The sequence below is a fragment of the Devosia sp. Leaf64 genome (assembly GCF_001421945.1).
Classification (GTDB): Bacteria; Pseudomonadota; Alphaproteobacteria; order Rhizobiales; family Devosiaceae; genus Devosia.
On record NZ_LMLO01000002.1, the window covers coordinates 75,047 to 92,320 of the forward strand.

Below are 17,274 nucleotides of genomic sequence, written 5' to 3' on the forward strand. Positions count from 1 at the left end.
CCTGAAGCGCACTGCGCCTCAGGTCTTTCTTTTTGTCCATTTAGGACCGCTTCCATGACCCTGCCCACCATTGTCAGTTTCTGGCACGGCCCAATGAGCTGGCTCGAAGCGCTCTCCATCGCTTCCTTCACCCGCAACGGCCATCGCGTCCTCGTTTATTCCTACGCGCCCATTCCCGGCCTGCCCGCCGCCGCCGAATGGCGCGACGCCCGCGACGTTCTGCCAGAGGAAAAGCTGGTCTTCTACAAAGGACGCGGCACGCCTGGTGTCTTTTCCGACCATTTCCGCTATGCCGCCCTGCGCGCGGGGTTAGGCGTCTATGCCGATCTCGACATCTATTGCGTCAAGCCGATCGAAGGACCGCCGGATTACCTGATGGCTTGGGAACGGCCCGGCTCGGTCAATGGCGCGGTGCTCTACATGCCCCCCGACGCGCCGCTTTTGGCCGATCTTCTCACCATCTTCGAAACCGAAAAGCGCCCGCTTTTCGAGCCGCATCTGCCCCCGCTCCGGCGCGTCGAAGTCGCCATTCGCCGGCTGGTTGGCGACCGGGTAACACCGGAACACATGCAATATGGCGCGACCGGCCCCATGGCCCTGACCCACTTCGTCGCCAAACACGGTTTGACCGCGCGCGTCCTGCCCTCGGCGAGTTTTTACCCCGTGCCCTATGAGGGTATCCCTGCCCTGATGCAGACCGGCTCTTCAGTCGAAACGGCCATCAAGCCTGACACGCTCGCCATCCACCTCTGGCGCAGCCAACTCACCGCCCGTGGCCGCGCTGACCTGCCCTTGCCCGAAGCAGGCAGCGCGCTCGCTGCCCTCTGCGCCGCCGAGGGGATCGACCCGGCAAAGCCTATTTCCTGAGCCCCAGTTTCTTGAGCCACCAGCGTTTCCATCGGTGGCGCAGAAAACTGTAAAACAGTTCATTGGTCATGACGTGCCGATACCAGCGCGCATAGGCCGAGCTATGGAGAATGCCCGAGAGCAGCCCCCAGGGCTTTGCGGTGCGCGTGTAATGGAGGATCGCCGGATCGAGCCCCTCATGGGCCATATGCGCGTCGATGGTGTTCCAGCGCCAGGGCAGCTTTTGCCAGCGATTGCGAAAGACCAGATTGAGCACGTCCTGGTCGTAATAAAGCCGGCTCATCCAGCCCTTGGCAGCGAGCACGGCAACTTCGGCCTTGAGATTGATCTCGCGCCATTGCGCAAGGTCGATCAGCAGCATGCCGGAATTGAAGTAGGGATCGGCGGTGTCGAAAATGCCGGCGTTCTGGCGCATGTCGCGGCGGCCCGCGATGAAGGGGTGCAGCGAATCCTGCACTGCGCCGAGCGGCTGGGCGCCAAGGTCCATCTCGTAGAGCTGCTCGATGGGCGCGCGGACCATCATGTCGCAGTCGAGATAAATGACGCGATCAAGGTCCGCAGGCAGCAAGTCCGCAAGCAAAAGCCTTGCATAGACGACCTTTGGCCAGCGCTTGCTGGCCGGTAGCTCGGCGACGAAGAAATCGAACAGCTCGGATTTGTCGAGCGGATGCCAGCTGAGCGTCGCGCCATACTCGCGGGTAATGCCTTCGAGATCGTGCCGGTGCCCGTCGCTGAGCGGCAGATGAAGCAGGTGAAAGACCAGATCCTTCCGCCGATGCGTCGAAATGCAGATCGAGCGCATGACCGTATAGGCCGGGGCCCAAAAATTGTCGTCAAAGGCAAGGACGATATGGATGGGTGCGCTCATGCGGGCTCAGGCTCTCGTATTTTTCCCTCTCATAAAGCCTCGGCGGGCAAAGGGAAGAGTGTTGGTGCCCCGATCTATGCCGCTTATCCCCGCGCTCTGCGTCCCCTCCATGATGGCTCCAGCCAATTTCGGAGCATCATCATGGACGACACCCCGCGCCTCGGCCTGCCGCAAATCATCGGCGGGCAGGCCATGAAACACATCACACACAACGAAGCGCTGCTGCGGCTCGACCTGCTCGTGCAGGCAAGCGTCGAGTCAGCAACGCTCGGCAGCCCGCCGACTACGCCGCTCGATGGCGAGGCCTTCATCGTGCCGACCGGTGCGACAGGCGCTTGGGCTGGTCACACGAGCGAGATCGCAGCCTTCCAGGCCGGTGCCTGGACCTTTTATGATCCGTCGACCGGCTGGCAGGTCTTCGACAAGGCCAGTAACAGCCTCCTCGTGTTTTCAGGCACGGCCTGGATTGCCCTTGCCTCGACCGGTTCCGGTCTCCTGCAACTCGGCATCAACAGCAGCGCCGACCCCACCAATCGCTTGAGCATTTCCGCCCCGGCCAGCCTGTTCACCCATGAAGGCGCCGGGCATCAGCTCAAGATCAACAAAGCCTCGACGGGCCAGACCGCGAGCGTGCTTTTCCAAAGCAACTGGTCGGGCCGCGCCGAAATGGGCCTTATGGGCGACAATGCCTGGCGCATCAAAGTCAGCGCCGATGGCAGCACTTGGACCAACGCGCTGACTTTAGCGGCCGACGGCAGCGCGACATTTACGGGTGCGGTAAAACCGGCTACCGACAATGCGCAGACCCTTGGCGCCAGCGGCGCACGCTGGAGCGCCATCTGATCGGCAACCGGCACGATCCAGACTTCGGACGCCCGGCTCAAGACCGACATTATGCCCAGCGATCTCGGGCTCGATTTCATCCTTGCCCTGGAACCGGTGCGCTATCGCTGGCGCGAAGGCAAAGATGAGGTGATCCAATATGGGCTACTCGCGCAGCAGGTGCTGGCGACGGCGCAAGCGCTTGGGGTGCAGCAATTTGGCGGCCATGTCCTCGTCGATCCCGAAGACGCCAACAGCCAACAGGCCCTCCGCTATTCGAGCTTCATCTCCCCGCTGATCGCCGCCGTGCAGGCTTTGGAAGCGCGGGTCAAAAAACTGGAATCAGGTCTTTAGCCCCCTAATCAGCGCCTTGATGGCCTTGCGATAGTTTGGAAGTTGCTCGGGCGGCGCCAGAGCTGCCCGGTCAAAAAGTGCATCGAGGAGCTGCGCCAGAGGCTCGACCGGCAAATCGCGAATAGCGCCGGCTTTGATAGCGGCGCCGACGCCATCAACTAAAGTCTTGAGACCATAGCGCGCATTGATGGCGTTAAGCACATCCCGCTCCAAGACGGCTGGTGCGTCGATCAGCAGAATGCGGCGACGTCCCTCATCCGCCATTGCTGTGAGATATGCGTCGCCCCCCTCGATCAGGGCTTTGACCGGACCCGGCTCATCGCCATCCGCGGCCGCGTTTATCGCCTCCGCAAGGCTCGCATGTTCTGCTTCAACCGCTGCGACAAACAACGCCTTCTTATCGTCGAAGTGATGATAAAGCGCCCCTCGCGTCACCCTGGCTTCGGCAACCACGTCGGGCGTAGTGGTTCCGGCATAACCACGCTCAGCGAAATGACGTCGCGCGGCGTCCAAAAGCGCCTTCCGCGTTGCCTGCCGCCGCGCCTCCTGCGTTCTTCGCTCTTGCATACATACATCATGTTTGTTAGTGACATACTCAGTGTATGAAAATATGTCATCAATGCAAGGCGAAACCGATGTTCTAAGCGCTTTATCCGCTGCTTCAGGTCAGCGACGTCCACAGTACCGCAGAATTTTACCGCGACACGTTTGGGTTCACCACGGTCTTCAAAAGCGACTGGTATGTCCAGTTGCGCGCGCCAAATTCGGCGCACGAACTGGCGATCATCGACTACCATCATGACAGCATCCCCGAAGCGGGCCGCAGGCCGACTTCCGGGCTCATCCTCAGCTTCGAGGTCGAGGACGCCGCCAAACTTGCGGCACAGTTTGAAACCGCCAGCGTGCCAATCGTGCAGCCATTGCGAGACGAAGTCTTCGGTCAGCGCCACTTCATAGCCGCCGATCCAAACGGCATCCTGCTCGACGTGATTACCCCGATCGCACCCGATCCAGAATGGCTCGCTGCGCAGGGCGCTTAAAAATACCAGGTCAGCGCAGCAGCACTGGCCGGATCGAAATGAATGGTGACAGTGGCGTCCTGAGCTTCATTGGTGGCGCCATCGGTCCACTTGCGCTGCAAGAGCGTGATGGTTTCGGCCGCTTCGTCCGAACTCTTCAGGACATAGTCGAAACAATCCGTCGGTCCGGTATTGCCGCTCATCTGGCTGCGAATGGCCCAAAGCTCCCGGCCGCCGATCGGCATCCCATCATCGCGACGCGTAGCGCGTAGGGTCGGCAGCCAATCGATCGTCGATTCGCAGATAAAGCGATTGTCCTCAAACGTGCCTTGGTCGGTAAAGAGGACATTGACCTCGTCGTCCCAGGCATTGCCGATTTCGAAGGTCGCGCTGGTATCGGTCACATCGAGATAAATATCGGACCAGGCGCAGCCTTCGCCCTCCTGATTGTAGCACCACCGCTCCGACTCTTTCATCAGTGTCGCCACTTCTGAGATCGGCAGAGCTTTGCCGATCTTCATGCGGTCAAGAACCTCACTGACGCTCGTATCAAAAGCCAAAGCAGGGGTGAGGCTGGCCATTGCAGTGACGAAACAGGTCAGGGCGAAGCGCATCTTGTCCTCCAGGGCAGGGTTGTCCGCAGTCTAGGGAAAAGACGCCCGGAGGCAACCCACGCTTGACAAGCGTTATGGTATAACATTTATCTGACCTCCCTAATTCGACGGAAAGGCAGTGTCATGCAGGACGTAGTCATCATCGGCGGCAGCTTTGCCGGGCTCTCGGCAGCCCTGCAGCTCGGGAGAGCGCGTCGGAAAGTCACCGTGCTCGATACCGCCACGCCCCGCAACCGCTTTGCCGACCACGCCCATGGGATCCTGGGCCATGATGGCAAGGCGCCACAGGATATTCTCGCCGCGGCCCGCGCCCAGTTTCTCCCCTATCGCAGCGTCACCTTCCGGAACGACGGCGCAAGCCTGATCGAAGGCGAAAAAGATCGTTTCGTCGTCACGCTTTTCAGTGGTGACCGCATTGAAACGCGCCGCATCATCCTGAGCCACGGGATTACCGATATCATGCCCGATATTCCTGGTTTTGCTCGCGCCTGGGGCAAGACGGTGCTCCATTGCCCCTATTGCCATGGCTTCGAAGTGGCGGATCGACGCCTGGGCGTGCTTTATTTCGGCCCGCTCTCGGCCCATGTCACCGCCATGCTGCAAGATTGGACCGAAGACCTGACGGTCTTTGCCGATGGCCACGAAGTCGAGCCGGAATTTCGAGCCAAGCTCGCGCACAAAAATATCAAACTGGTCGAACCCAAGGTAACTGGCATCATCGAAGCCGGTGGCGTCCTGTCGGCAGTGCAAGTCGCAAGCGGCGCCGAGATCGGTCTCGACGCTTTGTTCGTCGGCCCGCGCCAAAAACCGTCGACTAACCTTCATGCCCAGCTTGGGCTCGTCATGGACGAGATGCCGCTTGGTCAGATCATTCATGTCGATGAGATGTATCAAACGAGCGTGCCAGGCATCTACGCCGCGGGGGATGTCGCGAGCCCTCGCCAATCCGTGCCCCTCGCCATGGCCGCGGGCAATCTCGCCGGCGTCAACTGCCACCATTCGCTGCTCGACTAGCAGCCTTGCCAGATGCTGCCGGGCCGTGACGATTGCGCCCGGCAGTGCTATGAGGCCGGCATGACCGCGCCTCACGCCCATCCCTTCAAAGTTATGGCGATCTATAAGTTCGCCTCCCTCCCCGATGCCGAAGCCCTCAAGGCGCCGCTCGCCGCCTTCTGTTGCGGCCGCGACATCAAGGGTACCCTTATTCTGGCGCCCGAGGGCATCAACGGTACCGTCGCCGGCACGCCCGACGCTATCGATGCGCTGGCTGATTTCTTGTTCGTCTCCGGTCCGTTCGACACGAGGCTGCAGGGCGCAGAAGTAAAGTACTCATTCGCCGACGAAGCGCCATTTCTGCGCATGAAGGTCCGCCTCAAGCTCGAGATCGTGACCCTCCGCGCGCCCGAGGCCGACCCCTCCAAACAGGTCGGCACTTATGTCGAGCCGGAAGATTGGAACGACCTCATCGATCGCAACGATGTCGTCTTGGTCGATACCCGCAACGACTACGAAGTCGGCCTTGGCACATTCCAGCGCGCTCTCGATCCCAAGACGGCGAGCTTTGTCGAGTTCAAGGATTATGTCGCCAAGAACCTCGATCCCGCGCGCGACAAGAAAGTCGCCATGTTCTGCACCGGCGGCATCCGCTGCGAAAAGGCGTCCTCTTATCTTCTGAGCCAGGGTTTTGAGGAGGTGTTTCACCTCAAGGGTGGCATCCTCAAATATCTCGAAGTGACGCCGAAGGAAGAAAGCCGCTTTGCCGGCGAGTGCTTCGTCTTTGACGATCGCGTCTCTGTTGGCCACGGGCTCGAACTCGGCGACGCCACCTTATGCCGCGCCTGCCGCCATCCGCTGACGGCAGCCGACCGCGCCCACAAGGATTTCGCCGAGGGCCTCTCCTGCCCCTATTGCGCCGGCGACACCGCCAAGCACCAGGCCGCCGCCGAACGCCAGCACCAGATGGACCTCGCCAAACAACGCGGCACAGCCCACCTTGGCGACGCCGTCAAGGAAATCGCGGCACGGGCCAAGGCGGAGAAAATCGCGCGCGCCGAGGAGTCGCGGGTGCGAAATAGCGAGGATTGAGTTGTACATACAAATGTACTAACATCGCACGATGGACTTCGAGTGGGACGAGACAAAATATCGGACCAACCTGATCAAGCACGGCATCGATTTTGCCGATGCTGCCACCATCTTTTCCGGATGGACTTTTACCGTCATCGATACCCGTTTCGATTACGGCGAAGAGCGCAAGATCAGTATGGGCAAGATGCATGATGTCCTGATCGTTGTCGTCATCCATACGGACCGCGGTGGCACAACGCGCTTGATTTCCGCGCGCCCCGCATCCGCCAGGGAAAGAAAGACCTATGAAACCGCCTTACTCTCGGCCCTTGACGATGGAAGAGCTAGCTAACATTGCCGACAAGGATATCGACTTCAGCGATATCCCGGAACTCGACGATGAATTCTGGAAGAATGCCAAACTGGTTGAACCATCCGGGACGACACCCGTCACTCTGCGCGTCAAAACCTCGGTCCTCGAAGCATTCAAGGCCGACGGCAAGGGCTACCAGACGCGCATGAACGCGGTTCTGGAAGCCTATGTGCGGGCAATGAAGAAAGCGGGCTGAAACACCTGTGCCATTCAACGCATAGACTCTTTCAATGCGACGGCGGATATTCCGGCTTATCGACCTATTCGCATAAGCCAATCCAATGGACCTCGATCAGCTTCGCACTTTTGACCGCATCGTTCGCGAGCAGAGTTTTACCAAGGCGGCGGCCTATCTCAATATCACCCAGGCGACAGCCTCGATGCGCATGCGCGCGCTGGAGCAGCTTCTAGGCGTCTCGCTTTTCGTGCGCGGCCGCACCGTTACGCTCACCGATCAGGGTATGACCTTTCTGCCCTTTGCGCGCCGCATGATCGGCACAGCGCAGGAGGCGCGAGAAGCGCTGCGGCGCGTCGAGCGTGGGCGCATCACCATCGCTTCGCTCCGAAGCCTAGTGTCCCCGCTGATTACCGAAAGCCTGCTACGCTTTCAGGAAAAGTACCCATCGGTCGACGTGGTTGTGAATGAGGGACGGCAGGCGCAGATCGCTGAAATGCTGCATGAGCGTCAGTCAGAGCTCGGCATCCTCTGTTGGCCCAATCTTGAGCCACTGGCCGTCGATCTCGTCCCGCTGCTGACCATGCGCGAGCGGGTGCCCCTGGTCGTCACGCCGGAAATTGCTGCCAAACTCCCGGCGAGGCCGACGTTGGCCAACATTCTCGATCACGTGCCGCGGGTCATTTCGCTGCGCTGGTGGCAGGTCGAGCCCGAAGGCGCCTCCGCCTTTACCCGCATGGCGCAGACGAGCGTCGAATTGCCGACCGGACCCGCGCGGCGGCTGGCGATCAAGGGCGAAGGCACCGGCTTTTTCGTCCAATCCGCCATTGCCGACGATCTCGCAGCCGTGCGGCTGGTCGAAATCCAGCCCGTCGATGCGGAGCCGCTCCATCGCGACACCGCCATGGTCGTCCGCTCGCTCGCCGCGCTCGATAGGCCGATGCTGGTCGACTTTATCCGTGAAATCGCGGGCGAATGCGCGCGGGTGGGCACAATCCTCGATAGCCGACTAGAAGACTTGCTGCCTGCGGCTTAGTCTCCACGCAAGAGGAGATATCATGCCAACATACGACTTCGTCATTGCCGGCGGCGGCTCGGCTGCGTCGGTCGCCGCCCGGCGGCTGGTCAAGGAATTCGGTTTTCGCGTGCTGATGCTCGAGCGCGGGCTCGCGCGGACCAATCGCATCATGGCTATGCCCGCCGGCTATATGAAATATCTCGGGCAAGACACCTTCCTTGAAATGCACAAGACCGTGCCGCAGCCCCAGCTTGGCGGCCGCGCGCCGATCGTGCCGGTCGCCAAGGTCTTAGGCGGCGGCTCCTCGGTCAATGCCATGGTCTATATGCGCGGCCAGAAAGAGGACTATGACGGCTGGGCCCAAAGCCTCGGCAATGATCCATCGTGGTCCTATGACGGCATATTGCCCCACTTTACCGGCATCGAAGACAATGCCCGGCTTCACGATCGCTTCCACGGCGCGGGTGGCCCGCTGCGGGTCTCAGATCCCGGTTACACGACGCAGACGACGCATGATTTCATCGCCGCCGCCGAGGCGCTGGGCCATAAGCCGAACCCCGATTTCAATGGCGCGACCCAGTTCGGCGTCGGCATCATGCAGCACACCTATGCACAATGGGGTCGCTACAAGGAGCGTTCGGACGCCGTCAAAGCCTTCCTCGATCCACTCAAAGGCGACGAGCGGCTGACGATCATTTCCGAAGCGCGCGTCGACAAGATCCTCGTCGAAAATGGCCAGGCGACCGGCGTCATCTACACCAGGAACGGCGAGAGCCATACCGTCCGCGCCGAGCGCGAAGTGCTTGTCGGCGCCGGCACCTATAACAGCGCCAAGCTGATGATGCTATCGGGCATCGGCCCGGCCGATCATCTCCGCCAGCATGGCATTGCCGTCGTGGCCGATATCCCCGGCGTCGGCCAGAACCTTCAGGACCACCACGAAGTCCCCGTTATCGCCACCACCAAAGGCAAGTCGGGCTACTTCGGTCAGGACCGCGGCTGGAACATGATCCGCAACGGTCTCCAATATCTCCTCACCAATTCCGGTCCCGTGACGACGACAGGCATCGAAGCCTGCATGTTCTTCGATCCCGATGGCGGCCCACGCCCGACCATCCAGCTTTATTGCGCCCCGATCGTTTATCTTGATCGCGACGTTTCGGCCGCCAAGCCCACCTATGGCGTCACCTTCACCTCCTGCCTCCTCCGCCCTAAGGCCCGCGGCAGCGTCACGCTGCGCTCGGCCAACCCAGCCGATCAGCCAGTGGTCGATTGCAATTTCTTCGGTCATCCCGACGATCTTCGCCTCACCATCGCGGCGCTGCACGAAGCACGAAAACTGCTGAAGTCGTCTCCCCTCGCGGAAAAGATCGACACCGAACTTCTGCCGGGTCAGGCGGTGATGGACGATCCCGAAGCGCTCGAAAAATATTGCGGGCAGACGGTCAAGACCAACTACCACCCCGTCGGCACGCTGCGCATGGGGCGGGCGGATGATCCGACAGCGGTAGTCGATAGCGAGCTGCGCGTGCGCGGGGTCGAAGGCCTGCGGGTGATCGATTGCTCGATCATGCCCCAGATCGTCTCGGGCAATACCAATGCCCCCGCCATGGCCATCGGATCCAAGGCGGCGAGCCTGGTTGCGGGGCGCTAACCCAGCAACCCCGCCGCCTTCACCGCATCCACAAACGTCCGGCTCACCGGCACGACCGTGCCGTTCTCGAGCTCAAGCACCGGCTTGCCGCCCTGCCGAAATCCCCTGCGCACGGCGGCAAGCGCGACCCAATGCGAGCGATGCACCTGCAGTCCCGGCTCGGGCGCAGTCTCGCGGATGGCGTCGGACAACCGCATCAGCACCAGCGTCGTGCCCTTCTCCGTACTCACATCGACATAATGGTCGGACACGGCAATATGCAGCAGCCTTCCGCGCTGCGGCCGCGGCAAACGCTCGACCAGAGCAGGCTCATTCGGCACAATCGCCGCCGCAACCTCCGCCTCCGACGCCTTCGGCCGCATGTCGAGCAAGGCGCTGAGCAATGTCACCGCCGCAGCGATGGCGGTGCAATAGACCAGCAATGTCAGAAGCCCGATCGGCGTGTCCGGCCCGAATGCCAGAAGATTGACCAGCGCCACCACTGCCGTGATCGGCGGCCCGGCCAGTGCGCCGCCGATCAGCGCAGCGACGGAGAGGGGAAACCACGTCTTGAGCCTGCGCTCGGCCAGCCCCGCCACCAAAGTGCCCATGGCCCCCGTGCCGATGATCACGGCGATCCAATAGAGCACCCTTGGCACAAGCGGCACGGCTTCATAGGTCCCGAACGGACCGACCAGCCCGGCAATAAGACCCATGAGCGCGAGCAGCATCCAGCTCCGCCCGTCGCGCATCAGGGCCTGCATTTGGCGAAGCGTGGATTGCAATGCGGTGTCGTTCACGAAGCGGACATGCGGCTCAAGGATTGGCGTTTGCGCGCGTCAATCTAGCGGCACAAGGCTTGGCTTCATACCCCAGACGGACATTTGCCATGACCCTTGCCCCGCTGCTCTCCGCCGATTTCGGTATCCAGATCCATGCCTTCACCGCGAGCCTTGCGGTGCCGATCGGCGGCTTCGTGCTCTGGCGCAAGAAGGGCACGGCGCTTCACAAGCTGCTCGGAAGGGTCTGGGTGGTCTTGATGTTCATCGCCGCCACCAGCGCACTCTTCATCCACGAAATCCGGCTGATCGGGCCATTCAGCCCGATCCATCTCTTTACGATCTTCACCTATGTCGCGCTCTTCGACGGCCTCCGCGCCATCATCGTCCACCACGATGTCGCGCGGCATCGCGGCAATATGCAGGGGCTCTATGTCGGCGCTTTGCTTCTCGCCGGCGCCTTCACGCTTTTGCCCGGCCGGCGCATGAACGCGGTCCTCTTCGGGCCCGATGCCGGCTGGACGCCATCGCTGCTCGCGATTGGCTCCATTCTGGCTGTCGCGGCTTTCCTCTGGCTGCGCTGGCGCCGTCCGGTCGCGGCCTAAGCCATGCCGATGAACACACCCGCCCCAAACACCAGCGCGCCGCCGATGACGACCTGTAACACCGCGCGCCAGAACGGGGTCTGCATATAGCGCTTCTGAATATAGGCAATGGCCCAGAGTTCGAGCACCACGACAGCCGCGGCAATACCAGTTGCCGTCCAGAAATCGTGGATCAGATAGGGCAGGGCGTGCCCGAGCCCGCCGACCGCTGTCATGATCCCGGCCGCAAAGCCGCGCTTGATGGGCGAACCGCGCCCGGTCAGCTTGCCATCGTCCGATGCGGCCTCGGTAAAGCCCATGGAAATGCCAGCGCCGATCGCGGCAGCGAGGCCAACGAGAAAGGTCTGGTGCGTGTCGCCCGTCGCAAAGGCCGCCGCAAAAACCGGCGCCAGCGTCGACACCGATCCATCCATCAGCCCCGCCAGCCCCGGCTGCACATAGGTCAGCAGAAACTGGCGATGCGCCTCGTCCTTCTCGGTATCGCGACCGTCCTCGCCAAGCAGTTTTTCATCGAGCTTGGTCGCTGTCGCCGCATGGCCGCGCTCGGCCCGCGCCAGATCGCCCAGAAGTTTGCGGATGCCCACATCATTGGTCTGCTTCGCCGCTTCGAGATAGAAATGATAGGCGCTCTCTTCCATTTCCCAAACCTGCTGGCGCGCTTGTTCGAGCGTCAGGGTCTTGAGCAACCAGACCGGCTTGCGGTTGAGGAATCCGCGCACATGCTCGCGCCGGATCGGCACGAGCCGCTTGCCGAACCGATCGACATAGATATCGAGCAACCGCCGCCGATGGTCGTCCTCTTCGGCCGACATGGCTTCCAAAAGGGATGCCGAGCCCGGATAGGTCTCGCCGAGCCGCGCCGCCAGTTCGGAATAGATACGTCCATCTTCTTCCTCGGCCGCAATGGCCAGCGACAGGATTTCGCGCTCGGAGAGGCTCGTAAACGCACGCCGATTGTCCGGCCAGAGGGTGAACATGATCGTCTCAACATTAGAATTGTTCCAAACAATGATTAGAACGGTTCTAAAGTTTGGGCAAGCGGCAAACGCGCGGGATTAACCCTCTTTGCGACGCGCCGCCGCAGGCCGTTGCGGCCCCGCTCGTCCATGCCCATGTGATTGCCATGACCGACGATCAGGACATTCGCGAACACGCCAATCTCGAAACGCAACGCACGCGCTCCAACGTCTATGCGTTCCGCAAGGTGAAGTGGGGCGATCCGCGGCAAGCGTTCAAGGGATCGCGCGGCGTGGCCCGGCTACCGGGAAAGCGCTCCGGCTTCCCAGGAATTTGGACATTTCTAATTTTTGCCGCGCTCGCCGCCATGGCGATCGCGCTTTTGGTGCGGTGAAGCCGCTTGCCTCTCAGCAGAATTTCACTTCGTGCACAGAGACGAAACAACCACTGACCTGCACCTCCCCCTTGACGGGGGAGGCCGGGAGGGGGTGCGGGAGCCAGCATGTATGCGCTCCTCCAGCACGTCTACACCTTAAGAACGAGGTCGGCGCAAAGCGCCGGGTGAGGGGGCCCTGCCCCTACCCGTGCAAAAACCGCCCCATCCGGAACGGGTTCACATCGATCGCCGTCGCTTCCCCCGTCATCATCTGCGCCAACAGCTCGCCCGTCGCCGGCCCGAGCGTAAAGCCGTGATGCGCATGGCCGACCCCGACAAACAACCCCTCATGCTTCGGCGCTTTTGAAATGATCGGCATCATATCGGGCGTACAGGGCCGCGCACCCTTCCAGGGCTGCGGATCGACCCGATCGCCGAGCGGGAAAACCTCCTTCGCCGCTGCTTCTGCCTTGCCGATCTGCACCGGCGTCGGCAAGGCATCGCGCAGCGCAAATTCCGCCCCCGTCGTCAGGCGAATGCCCTGCGCCATCGGCGCCAGCACGTAGCCCACCTCCGCATCGAGCAGCAGATGGTCGAGCTTCGCGCCGGGCTGCGGCTTATAGTGCATGTGGTAGCCGCGCTTGACGAAGAGCGGCAGGCGATAGCCCAGGCGATCGAGCACTTCCGGCGCCCAGGGCCCCAGCGCCACCACGGCTTGCTTGGCCGAATGCAGCGTCCCGCCGATCCGGGTCTGCCAAGTATTGCCCGATTGGGTTAGCCCATCGGCCTCCCCCGAAACAAACGTGCCGCCCAGCTTTTGAAATAGCGCAAAATAGCTGGCGACCAGCGCGCCGGGATCGCGCACCGTCCAGGGATCGGTCCAGTGAATGCCGCCCACCAGTCCGCCGATCAGGTCCGGCTCCAGCGCCTTCAGCCCCGCCCAATCGACCACCTCATGATGGATATTGAATTTTTCCCGGTCGCCCTCGGCCTTGGCCGCCTCGCGCTGCAGCTTTTCGGCGGTGCGGAACACCAGATACCAACCATCTTTGGAGATGAGCTTCTCCGCTTCCGGCCCAACTTCCTTGATCAGCGCCTCATGCGTTTCGATCGAGCGGCCGATCAGCGGCGCATAACTCTCGACCACATGCCGGTAATGCTCAGGCGAAGAGGCCCACCAATATTTGAGGAGTGGCGGCGCGATGCGCGGTAGGGCCAGCGGTTCGTAGCGCGCGGCGGTGGAGAGGTGCAGGCCCACCTGCATCAACGTCGTCAAATCGCGCGGAAACGGATGCGGACGCACCCCCTCGCGCTGAATGATCCCGGCATTGCCATAAGACGTCTCGCGCCCCGGCTGGTTCTTGTCGACAAGGGTCACGCTGCGACCGCGCTTGAGCAGATGAATGCCGGTCGCGATGCCGACAATACCGGCTCCGAGGATCAACACGTCTTGCATTGCGGTCTCCTTTGCCCTCAGTGGGCCACTCGAACATGGCCTTGCTGCTGGGCCAGATAGCCGCCGACACTGGCCGGCACTTCCTCGTCCAGCCAATCGCGAAACAGTTTCAGTTTTTTCGATTCCCGTCGGCCTTTTGCCGTGGCAAGATAGTAGCCATGCACACCATCGACCGGTGCCGCAAAGGGGCGCACCAGCCGTCCGTCGCAGACCGGATCGGCGCTCATCATGTCCGCGGCCAGCAAAAGCCCCTGGCCCGAAATGGCGGCATCAAAGGCAAGCGACGCGTCGGAATAGACTGGCCCCGAAAGCTTGATAGTGGGATCGCGGCCGGCATGTTCGAGCCACAAAGGCCAGTCGAGCATGCTGGTGCGATCAGCGATCACGGGGGTTTTTGTCAGGTCCGAAAGATCGGGATGGGTGCGCAAAAGCTCAGGCGCGCAGACCGGTTGATAGGCGCGCCCGCCGATCAACGTCGTCGTGACGCCAGGCCATGTCCCGTCGCCAAAGCGAATGCCGCAATCAAGATCCGGCCGCGTCAGGTCGAGCATAGCGCCGGTAACGGTCAGCCGCACTTCGAGCCCCGGATGACGTAGAGAGAATTTGTTGATCCGCCAGATCAGCCAGCGCGAGGCAAAGACCGATCCGACGGTAACGTTGAGCACGCCTTCATGCGCCCCGGTTAGCGTCGCAAGGCCATCGCGCAACGAGGCAAAGCCGGCCGACAGCTGCGGCAAGATTTCAATCAGCTCCGGCACTGGCTTCAAACCCTGCGGCGTGCGGGCGAAAAGCTCCATCCCCAGCCGCTCCTCGGCTCGCCGCAAATGCTGGCTAACCGCCCCGACCGTCACCCCCAATTCTTCTGCTGCCGGAGCGAGTGCGCCGGCCCGCGCCACGATCTCGATGGCGCGCAGGGCATTGAGCGGGATGGGAAAGGGATTGCTCATATAGATTTTCTATACCCGCGCAAAAGCCTTGTCCATTGCTGCGACGCGCTGCGGGGCGCAGTGTGGGGACACTTCAACCAGCCCCAAAATCTATTTCGAGGAGACAGGCCATGATCCGCCTGATCGAACTTTTGCACCTTGCCTTTGCCTGGCTCAATGCCCCCGTTGCCGCTGCACATTTGGAACCCGATCTGACCCCCAGGGATTGGGCAGACCTGCCCCCGCATCACCCGAAGGCCGAGTGCACGCCGTGCTGAAGCCATAATCGGGCTCAAAATGCGGGAAAATTCCTCACGAGCTCGGAGTGCCATTTTGCCCCGCCTTTCCCTCGCCCTGTCCCTGCTCGCCGTCCTCGTTCCTGCTGCCTATGCGCAGGAGGCGGCGCCAGCCACTTCGCCCAAGATCACCGTCGATCCGCGCGCCATCGTCGATTCCATGCCCCAGCAGGGCACGCTGCTCACCGGTCTTTATGCGACGCAGGCCACGATCGAACTCTGCTCGGTTGAAGCCGGCGAGCCCGCGACCACGGCCATGAATGCCCATCGCCGCCAGCTTGAATCCGAAATGCGGATGGACGATGCCACCTCTGCCGCTGCCTATGCCGCCATCAAGGGCGATGTCGAAAAAGCGGGCGTCGATTGCGCCGAGGGCAGCAAGGACCGCCAGCAGACCGCCGAAGTGATCGCCATCTATTCCGGCGCCGGCGCCACCCCAGCCCAGCCCGCTTCGCCCATGGACCCGGCGGCGCCGGCCCCAAGCGCCACGCCCGCCGACCCAGCGGCTCCGGCAACCCCCGCCACGCCTGCACAGTAATCTTGCAAACGGTGATCGCCGGACGATGGCACTCGGAACTATCGGTTCCGCGCTATCGTTCGACGTCTCACATTCACCAGCAAGGACAACTGCAATGGCCAAATCATCCTCTCTCGTCGCATTGCTCGGTTTACTGGCGGTCGCTGGATTTCAGCATCGCGACAAGATCCAGGAGGCCCTCAAGGGCGCGTCCAACAATACAGGCGGTGGTGGCAGCCAGGGCGGTCTTGGTGGCGTCCTCGGTGGCCTTGGCGATCTCATCAGCGGCAAACCAGGCAGCGGCAATGTCCTGACTGGCGGCTTGAACGATCTGCTCGACAGTTTCCGCGGCAATGGCCAAAAGGACACGGCTGACTCCTGGACGACTGTCGGCGTGCCCACCAAAGGCCTGACCCCGCCCGAAGTGGAAGCCGCCATCGGCCGCGAGACGCTGACCGAACTCAGCCAGTCGACCGGTCTTTCCTATGAAGAACTGCTCAAACGCCTGTCGTCTAACATTCCCGATGCCGTCGATCGTCTGACCCCGGACGGACGTTTCCCCACGACCGACGAAGAAGCCCGCCGCAGCCTCCTCGGCTAACCGTGAGCGCCCGTCTCGTCAGAGGCGGGCCTCACTCGCAGATCTGCGCCGTGCACGTCTGCCCGTGGCATCCGAGATCGAGATGCAGGTGATCCTCGTGGTCGGCATTCGCCTCAGGCCCAAGCACCGTCGTAAATATCCCGCAGGCCGCGCCGTGTGATTGCCGCAACAATTTGCCCTCGGGCGCAGTCGCTGGCAGCCAATCGTTCTTCACCGAAACACTTTCGCCATTTTCAAGCGTAAAACCCACGAGGTCGATGGCATTGGCAAAGCCGTGTTCCGAGGTAAAACCCTCGTCGCCGCCAACGCGCGCGCGGCACATATAGGATGTGCCGGTGGTCAATTCCGCGATCGGGCTCTCCATCGCGGCCTTGGCATAGGCGTCGACATCGGCGGTCCATTCCGCCAGCCCCCCCGCCATTTCGCAATTGGTCGTCACCGGGCTCGACAGCGGAATGGTCCGCCCATTGGCATTGATCCCTTCGAGCAACAGCGGCGAGCGCTCCCCGCACATCCCCTCCGCAATCGGCGGCAGCATTTTTCCAACCACGCGCCCCGAAAGCAGCGCCGGACAGGCCGTCTGATAGACACGGTCATCCGCCGGCTTTGGCGGCGCGGCAGGTTCCTCATCCCTAGTCTCTACCGGCGCCGGTGGTTCAACCGCTTCCGGCGCCACATCCGGCACAGGCACCGGCTCTGCCTCTTCCCCCAACCCCTCCGGCCGCGGCCGCGGAATCGGCGGCGGCGCTTCATCCGCTGGTGTCCCCGCCTCGTCCTCATCCACCGGTACCGCTGCCGGCGCCTCCGCCTTCGGCGCCGGTTTCGGCGTAGTCCGCTGCGGCGAAATCTCCCTCGCGAAATTCTGCAGCGGCGCGAGCCAATCCTGCGCGAGCGTGGGGCCGGTCAGGGCGGCGAGGAGGGCGAGAATGGAAAGGGTGTGACGCATGGGCA

The 17,274-nt window shown here is 62.1% G+C and carries 23 protein-coding genes; 15 read left to right on the forward strand and 8 right to left on the reverse strand.

Going from position 1 to position 17,274, the window contains the following annotated elements:
- Positions 1-54: 54 nt before the first annotated feature.
- Positions 55-867 carry a hypothetical protein gene (locus ASE94_RS00395; protein WP_062628737.1) on the forward strand — a complete coding sequence of 271 codons (813 nt, stop codon included), beginning with the start codon at positions 55-57 and terminating at the stop codon, positions 865-867.
- On the opposite strand, the gene ASE94_RS00400 is transcribed toward ASE94_RS00395, so the two are convergent.
- Entirely contained in the window at positions 857-1,735 is an 879-nt protein-coding gene (locus ASE94_RS00400; RefSeq protein ID WP_062628738.1) for a glycosyltransferase family 8 protein, read from the reverse strand. The genes ASE94_RS00395 and ASE94_RS00400 overlap by 11 nt on opposite strands.
- Positions 1,736-1,876: 141 nt before the next feature.
- Here ASE94_RS00400 and ASE94_RS00405 point away from each other — a divergent pair, with 141 nt between their 5' ends.
- Both ASE94_RS00405 and ASE94_RS00410 read left to right on the forward strand, forming a co-directional pair.
- A complete protein-coding gene (locus ASE94_RS00405) occupies positions 1,877-2,578 on the forward strand; it encodes a DUF2793 domain-containing protein (protein ID WP_062628739.1) in 702 nt (233 codons plus the stop codon).
- Between the two features lie 15 nt (positions 2,579-2,593).
- Positions 2,594-2,911, forward strand: coding sequence for a tail fiber domain-containing protein (locus tag ASE94_RS00410; RefSeq protein ID WP_280137159.1), 318 nt, complete (start codon positions 2,594-2,596; stop codon positions 2,909-2,911).
- On the opposite strand, the gene ASE94_RS00415 is transcribed toward ASE94_RS00410, so the two are convergent.
- On the reverse strand, positions 2,900-3,478 hold the full coding sequence (locus ASE94_RS00415) for a TetR/AcrR family transcriptional regulator (protein ID WP_062628741.1): 579 nt from the start codon (positions 3,476-3,478) through the stop codon (positions 2,900-2,902). The genes ASE94_RS00410 and ASE94_RS00415 overlap by 12 nt on opposite strands.
- Before the next feature lie 89 nt (positions 3,479-3,567).
- Here ASE94_RS00415 and ASE94_RS00420 point away from each other — a divergent pair, with 89 nt between their 5' ends.
- On the forward strand, positions 3,568-3,951 hold the full coding sequence (locus tag ASE94_RS00420) for a VOC family protein (RefSeq protein WP_062628742.1): 384 nt from the start codon (positions 3,568-3,570) through the stop codon (positions 3,949-3,951).
- Here ASE94_RS00420 and ASE94_RS00425 read toward each other — a convergent pair.
- Positions 3,948-4,544: a hypothetical protein gene (locus ASE94_RS00425; RefSeq protein ID WP_062628743.1), complete on the reverse strand. Its 597-nt coding sequence runs from the start codon at positions 4,542-4,544 to the stop codon at positions 3,948-3,950. The two genes, ASE94_RS00420 and ASE94_RS00425, sit on opposite strands and share 4 nt — an antisense overlap.
- Before the next feature lie 123 nt (positions 4,545-4,667).
- Between ASE94_RS00425 and ASE94_RS00430 the strand changes: the two genes are divergently transcribed.
- The 6 genes from ASE94_RS00430 (at position 4,668) to ASE94_RS00455 (ending at position 9,831) form a co-directional block, all read left to right on the forward strand.
- Complete coding sequence (locus tag ASE94_RS00430; RefSeq protein WP_062628744.1) at positions 4,668-5,558, forward strand: NAD(P)/FAD-dependent oxidoreductase; 891 nt, start codon at positions 4,668-4,670, stop codon at positions 5,556-5,558.
- 60 nt (positions 5,559-5,618) lie between these two features.
- On the forward strand, positions 5,619-6,629 hold the full coding sequence (locus ASE94_RS00435; RefSeq protein WP_082460762.1) for a rhodanese-related sulfurtransferase: 1,011 nt from the start codon (positions 5,619-5,621) through the stop codon (positions 6,627-6,629).
- A gap of 31 nt (positions 6,630-6,660) precedes the next feature.
- Positions 6,661-6,963 (forward strand): BrnT family toxin, encoded by a 303-nt coding sequence (locus ASE94_RS00440; protein ID WP_062628745.1) that lies wholly within the window; start codon positions 6,661-6,663, stop codon positions 6,961-6,963.
- Entirely contained in the window at positions 6,947-7,180 is a 234-nt protein-coding gene (locus tag ASE94_RS00445) for a BrnA antitoxin family protein (RefSeq protein ID WP_244483862.1), read from the forward strand. The genes ASE94_RS00440 and ASE94_RS00445 overlap by 17 nt, the downstream gene beginning before the upstream one ends.
- 85 nt (positions 7,181-7,265) lie before the next feature.
- Complete coding sequence (locus ASE94_RS00450) at positions 7,266-8,195, forward strand: LysR family transcriptional regulator (protein ID WP_062628747.1); 930 nt, start codon at positions 7,266-7,268, stop codon at positions 8,193-8,195.
- Positions 8,196-8,217: 22 nt separating this feature from the next.
- Complete coding sequence (locus ASE94_RS00455) at positions 8,218-9,831, forward strand: GMC family oxidoreductase N-terminal domain-containing protein (protein WP_062628748.1); 1,614 nt, start codon at positions 8,218-8,220, stop codon at positions 9,829-9,831.
- Here the strand turns inward: ASE94_RS00455 and ASE94_RS00460 are convergent.
- Positions 9,828-10,610, reverse strand: a complete 783-nt coding sequence (locus ASE94_RS00460; protein WP_156351717.1) for a LytTR family DNA-binding domain-containing protein — start codon at positions 10,608-10,610, stop codon at positions 9,828-9,830. The two genes, ASE94_RS00455 and ASE94_RS00460, sit on opposite strands and share 4 nt — an antisense overlap.
- Positions 10,611-10,699: 89 nt before the next feature.
- On the opposite strand from ASE94_RS00460, the gene ASE94_RS00465 reads away from it, so the two are divergent.
- A complete protein-coding gene (locus ASE94_RS00465) occupies positions 10,700-11,194 on the forward strand; it encodes a DUF2306 domain-containing protein (RefSeq protein ID WP_062628750.1) in 495 nt (164 codons plus the stop codon).
- Here the strand turns inward: ASE94_RS00465 and mbfA are convergent.
- On the reverse strand, positions 11,191-12,171 hold the full coding sequence (mbfA, locus tag ASE94_RS00470) for an iron exporter MbfA (protein ID WP_062628751.1): 981 nt from the start codon (positions 12,169-12,171) through the stop codon (positions 11,191-11,193). The two genes, ASE94_RS00465 and mbfA, sit on opposite strands and share 4 nt — an antisense overlap.
- Positions 12,172-12,317: 146 nt before the next feature.
- On the opposite strand from mbfA, the gene ASE94_RS00475 reads away from it, so the two are divergent.
- Positions 12,318-12,545: a hypothetical protein gene (locus ASE94_RS00475; protein WP_156351719.1), complete on the forward strand. Its 228-nt coding sequence runs from the start codon at positions 12,318-12,320 to the stop codon at positions 12,543-12,545.
- A 184-nt stretch (positions 12,546-12,729) separates the two neighbouring features.
- Here the strand turns inward: ASE94_RS00475 and ASE94_RS00480 are convergent, their stop codons facing one another.
- Together ASE94_RS00480 and ASE94_RS00485 are read right to left on the reverse strand one after the other, a co-directional pair.
- Complete coding sequence (locus ASE94_RS00480; RefSeq protein WP_062628753.1) at positions 12,730-13,983, reverse strand: FAD-dependent oxidoreductase; 1,254 nt, start codon at positions 13,981-13,983, stop codon at positions 12,730-12,732.
- Positions 13,984-14,000: 17 nt separating this feature from the next.
- Positions 14,001-14,930, reverse strand: a complete 930-nt coding sequence (locus ASE94_RS00485) for a LysR substrate-binding domain-containing protein (protein ID WP_062628754.1) — start codon at positions 14,928-14,930, stop codon at positions 14,001-14,003.
- A gap of 110 nt (positions 14,931-15,040) precedes the next feature.
- Here ASE94_RS00485 and ASE94_RS20780 point away from each other — a divergent pair, with 110 nt between their 5' ends.
- The 3 genes from ASE94_RS20780 to ASE94_RS00495 all read left to right on the forward strand — a co-directional run bounded on the left by ASE94_RS20780 (position 15,041) and on the right by ASE94_RS00495 (position 16,323).
- The gene (locus ASE94_RS20780) at positions 15,041-15,187 is read left to right on the forward strand and encodes a hypothetical protein (protein WP_156351721.1); all 147 of its coding nucleotides are present in this window, start codon (positions 15,041-15,043) and stop codon (positions 15,185-15,187) included.
- A 55-nt stretch (positions 15,188-15,242) separates the two neighbouring features.
- A complete protein-coding gene (locus ASE94_RS00490) occupies positions 15,243-15,743 on the forward strand; it encodes a hypothetical protein (RefSeq protein ID WP_062628755.1) in 501 nt (166 codons plus the stop codon).
- A 94-nt stretch (positions 15,744-15,837) separates the two neighbouring features.
- Positions 15,838-16,323, forward strand: coding sequence for a YidB family protein (locus ASE94_RS00495; protein WP_062628756.1), 486 nt, complete (start codon positions 15,838-15,840; stop codon positions 16,321-16,323).
- Between the two features lie 31 nt (positions 16,324-16,354).
- Here the strand turns inward: ASE94_RS00495 and ASE94_RS00500 are convergent, their stop codons facing one another.
- Positions 16,355-17,269 carry an extensin family protein gene (locus tag ASE94_RS00500; RefSeq protein ID WP_062628757.1) on the reverse strand — a complete coding sequence of 305 codons (915 nt, stop codon included), beginning with the start codon at positions 17,267-17,269 and terminating at the stop codon, positions 16,355-16,357.
- Positions 17,270-17,274: the final 5 nt, after the last annotated feature.

What these genes read in the sequence shown, in the direction of transcription:
- ASE94_RS00405 (WP_062628739.1), top strand. Translation starts at nt 1,877, where the DNA reads ATGGACGACACCCCGCGCCTCGGCCTGCCGCAAATCATCGGCGGGCAG.
- ASE94_RS00500 (WP_062628757.1), bottom strand. Translation starts at nt 17,269, where the DNA reads ATGCGTCACACCCTTTCCATTCTCGCCCTCCTCGCCGCCCTGACCGGC.
- ASE94_RS00485 (WP_062628754.1), bottom strand. Translation starts at nt 14,930, where the DNA reads ATGAGCAATCCCTTTCCCATCCCGCTCAATGCCCTGCGCGCCATCGAG.
- ASE94_RS00455 (WP_062628748.1), top strand. Translation starts at nt 8,218, where the DNA reads ATGCCAACATACGACTTCGTCATTGCCGGCGGCGGCTCGGCTGCGTCG.
- ASE94_RS00450 (WP_062628747.1), top strand. Translation starts at nt 7,266, where the DNA reads ATGGACCTCGATCAGCTTCGCACTTTTGACCGCATCGTTCGCGAGCAG.
- ASE94_RS00495 (WP_062628756.1), top strand. Translation starts at nt 15,838, where the DNA reads ATGGCCAAATCATCCTCTCTCGTCGCATTGCTCGGTTTACTGGCGGTC.
- ASE94_RS00475 (WP_156351719.1), top strand. Translation starts at nt 12,318, where the DNA reads ATGACCGACGATCAGGACATTCGCGAACACGCCAATCTCGAAACGCAA.
- ASE94_RS00445 (WP_244483862.1), top strand. Translation starts at nt 6,947, where the DNA reads ATGGAAGAGCTAGCTAACATTGCCGACAAGGATATCGACTTCAGCGAT.
- ASE94_RS00480 (WP_062628753.1), bottom strand. Translation starts at nt 13,983, where the DNA reads ATGCAAGACGTGTTGATCCTCGGAGCCGGTATTGTCGGCATCGCGACC.
- mbfA (WP_062628751.1), bottom strand. Translation starts at nt 12,171, where the DNA reads ATGTTCACCCTCTGGCCGGACAATCGGCGTGCGTTTACGAGCCTCTCC.
- ASE94_RS00435 (WP_082460762.1), top strand. Translation starts at nt 5,619, where the DNA reads ATGACCGCGCCTCACGCCCATCCCTTCAAAGTTATGGCGATCTATAAG.
- ASE94_RS00400 (WP_062628738.1), bottom strand. Translation starts at nt 1,735, where the DNA reads ATGAGCGCACCCATCCATATCGTCCTTGCCTTTGACGACAATTTTTGG.
- ASE94_RS00425 (WP_062628743.1), bottom strand. Translation starts at nt 4,544, where the DNA reads ATGCGCTTCGCCCTGACCTGTTTCGTCACTGCAATGGCCAGCCTCACC.
- ASE94_RS00465 (WP_062628750.1), top strand. Translation starts at nt 10,700, where the DNA reads ATGACCCTTGCCCCGCTGCTCTCCGCCGATTTCGGTATCCAGATCCAT.
- ASE94_RS00440 (WP_062628745.1), top strand. Translation starts at nt 6,661, where the DNA reads ATGGACTTCGAGTGGGACGAGACAAAATATCGGACCAACCTGATCAAG.
- ASE94_RS00415 (WP_062628741.1), bottom strand. Translation starts at nt 3,478, where the DNA reads ATGCAAGAGCGAAGAACGCAGGAGGCGCGGCGGCAGGCAACGCGGAAG.
- ASE94_RS00395 (WP_062628737.1), top strand. Translation starts at nt 55, where the DNA reads ATGACCCTGCCCACCATTGTCAGTTTCTGGCACGGCCCAATGAGCTGG.
- ASE94_RS20780 (WP_156351721.1), top strand. Translation starts at nt 15,041, where the DNA reads ATGATCCGCCTGATCGAACTTTTGCACCTTGCCTTTGCCTGGCTCAAT.
- ASE94_RS00430 (WP_062628744.1), top strand. Translation starts at nt 4,668, where the DNA reads ATGCAGGACGTAGTCATCATCGGCGGCAGCTTTGCCGGGCTCTCGGCA.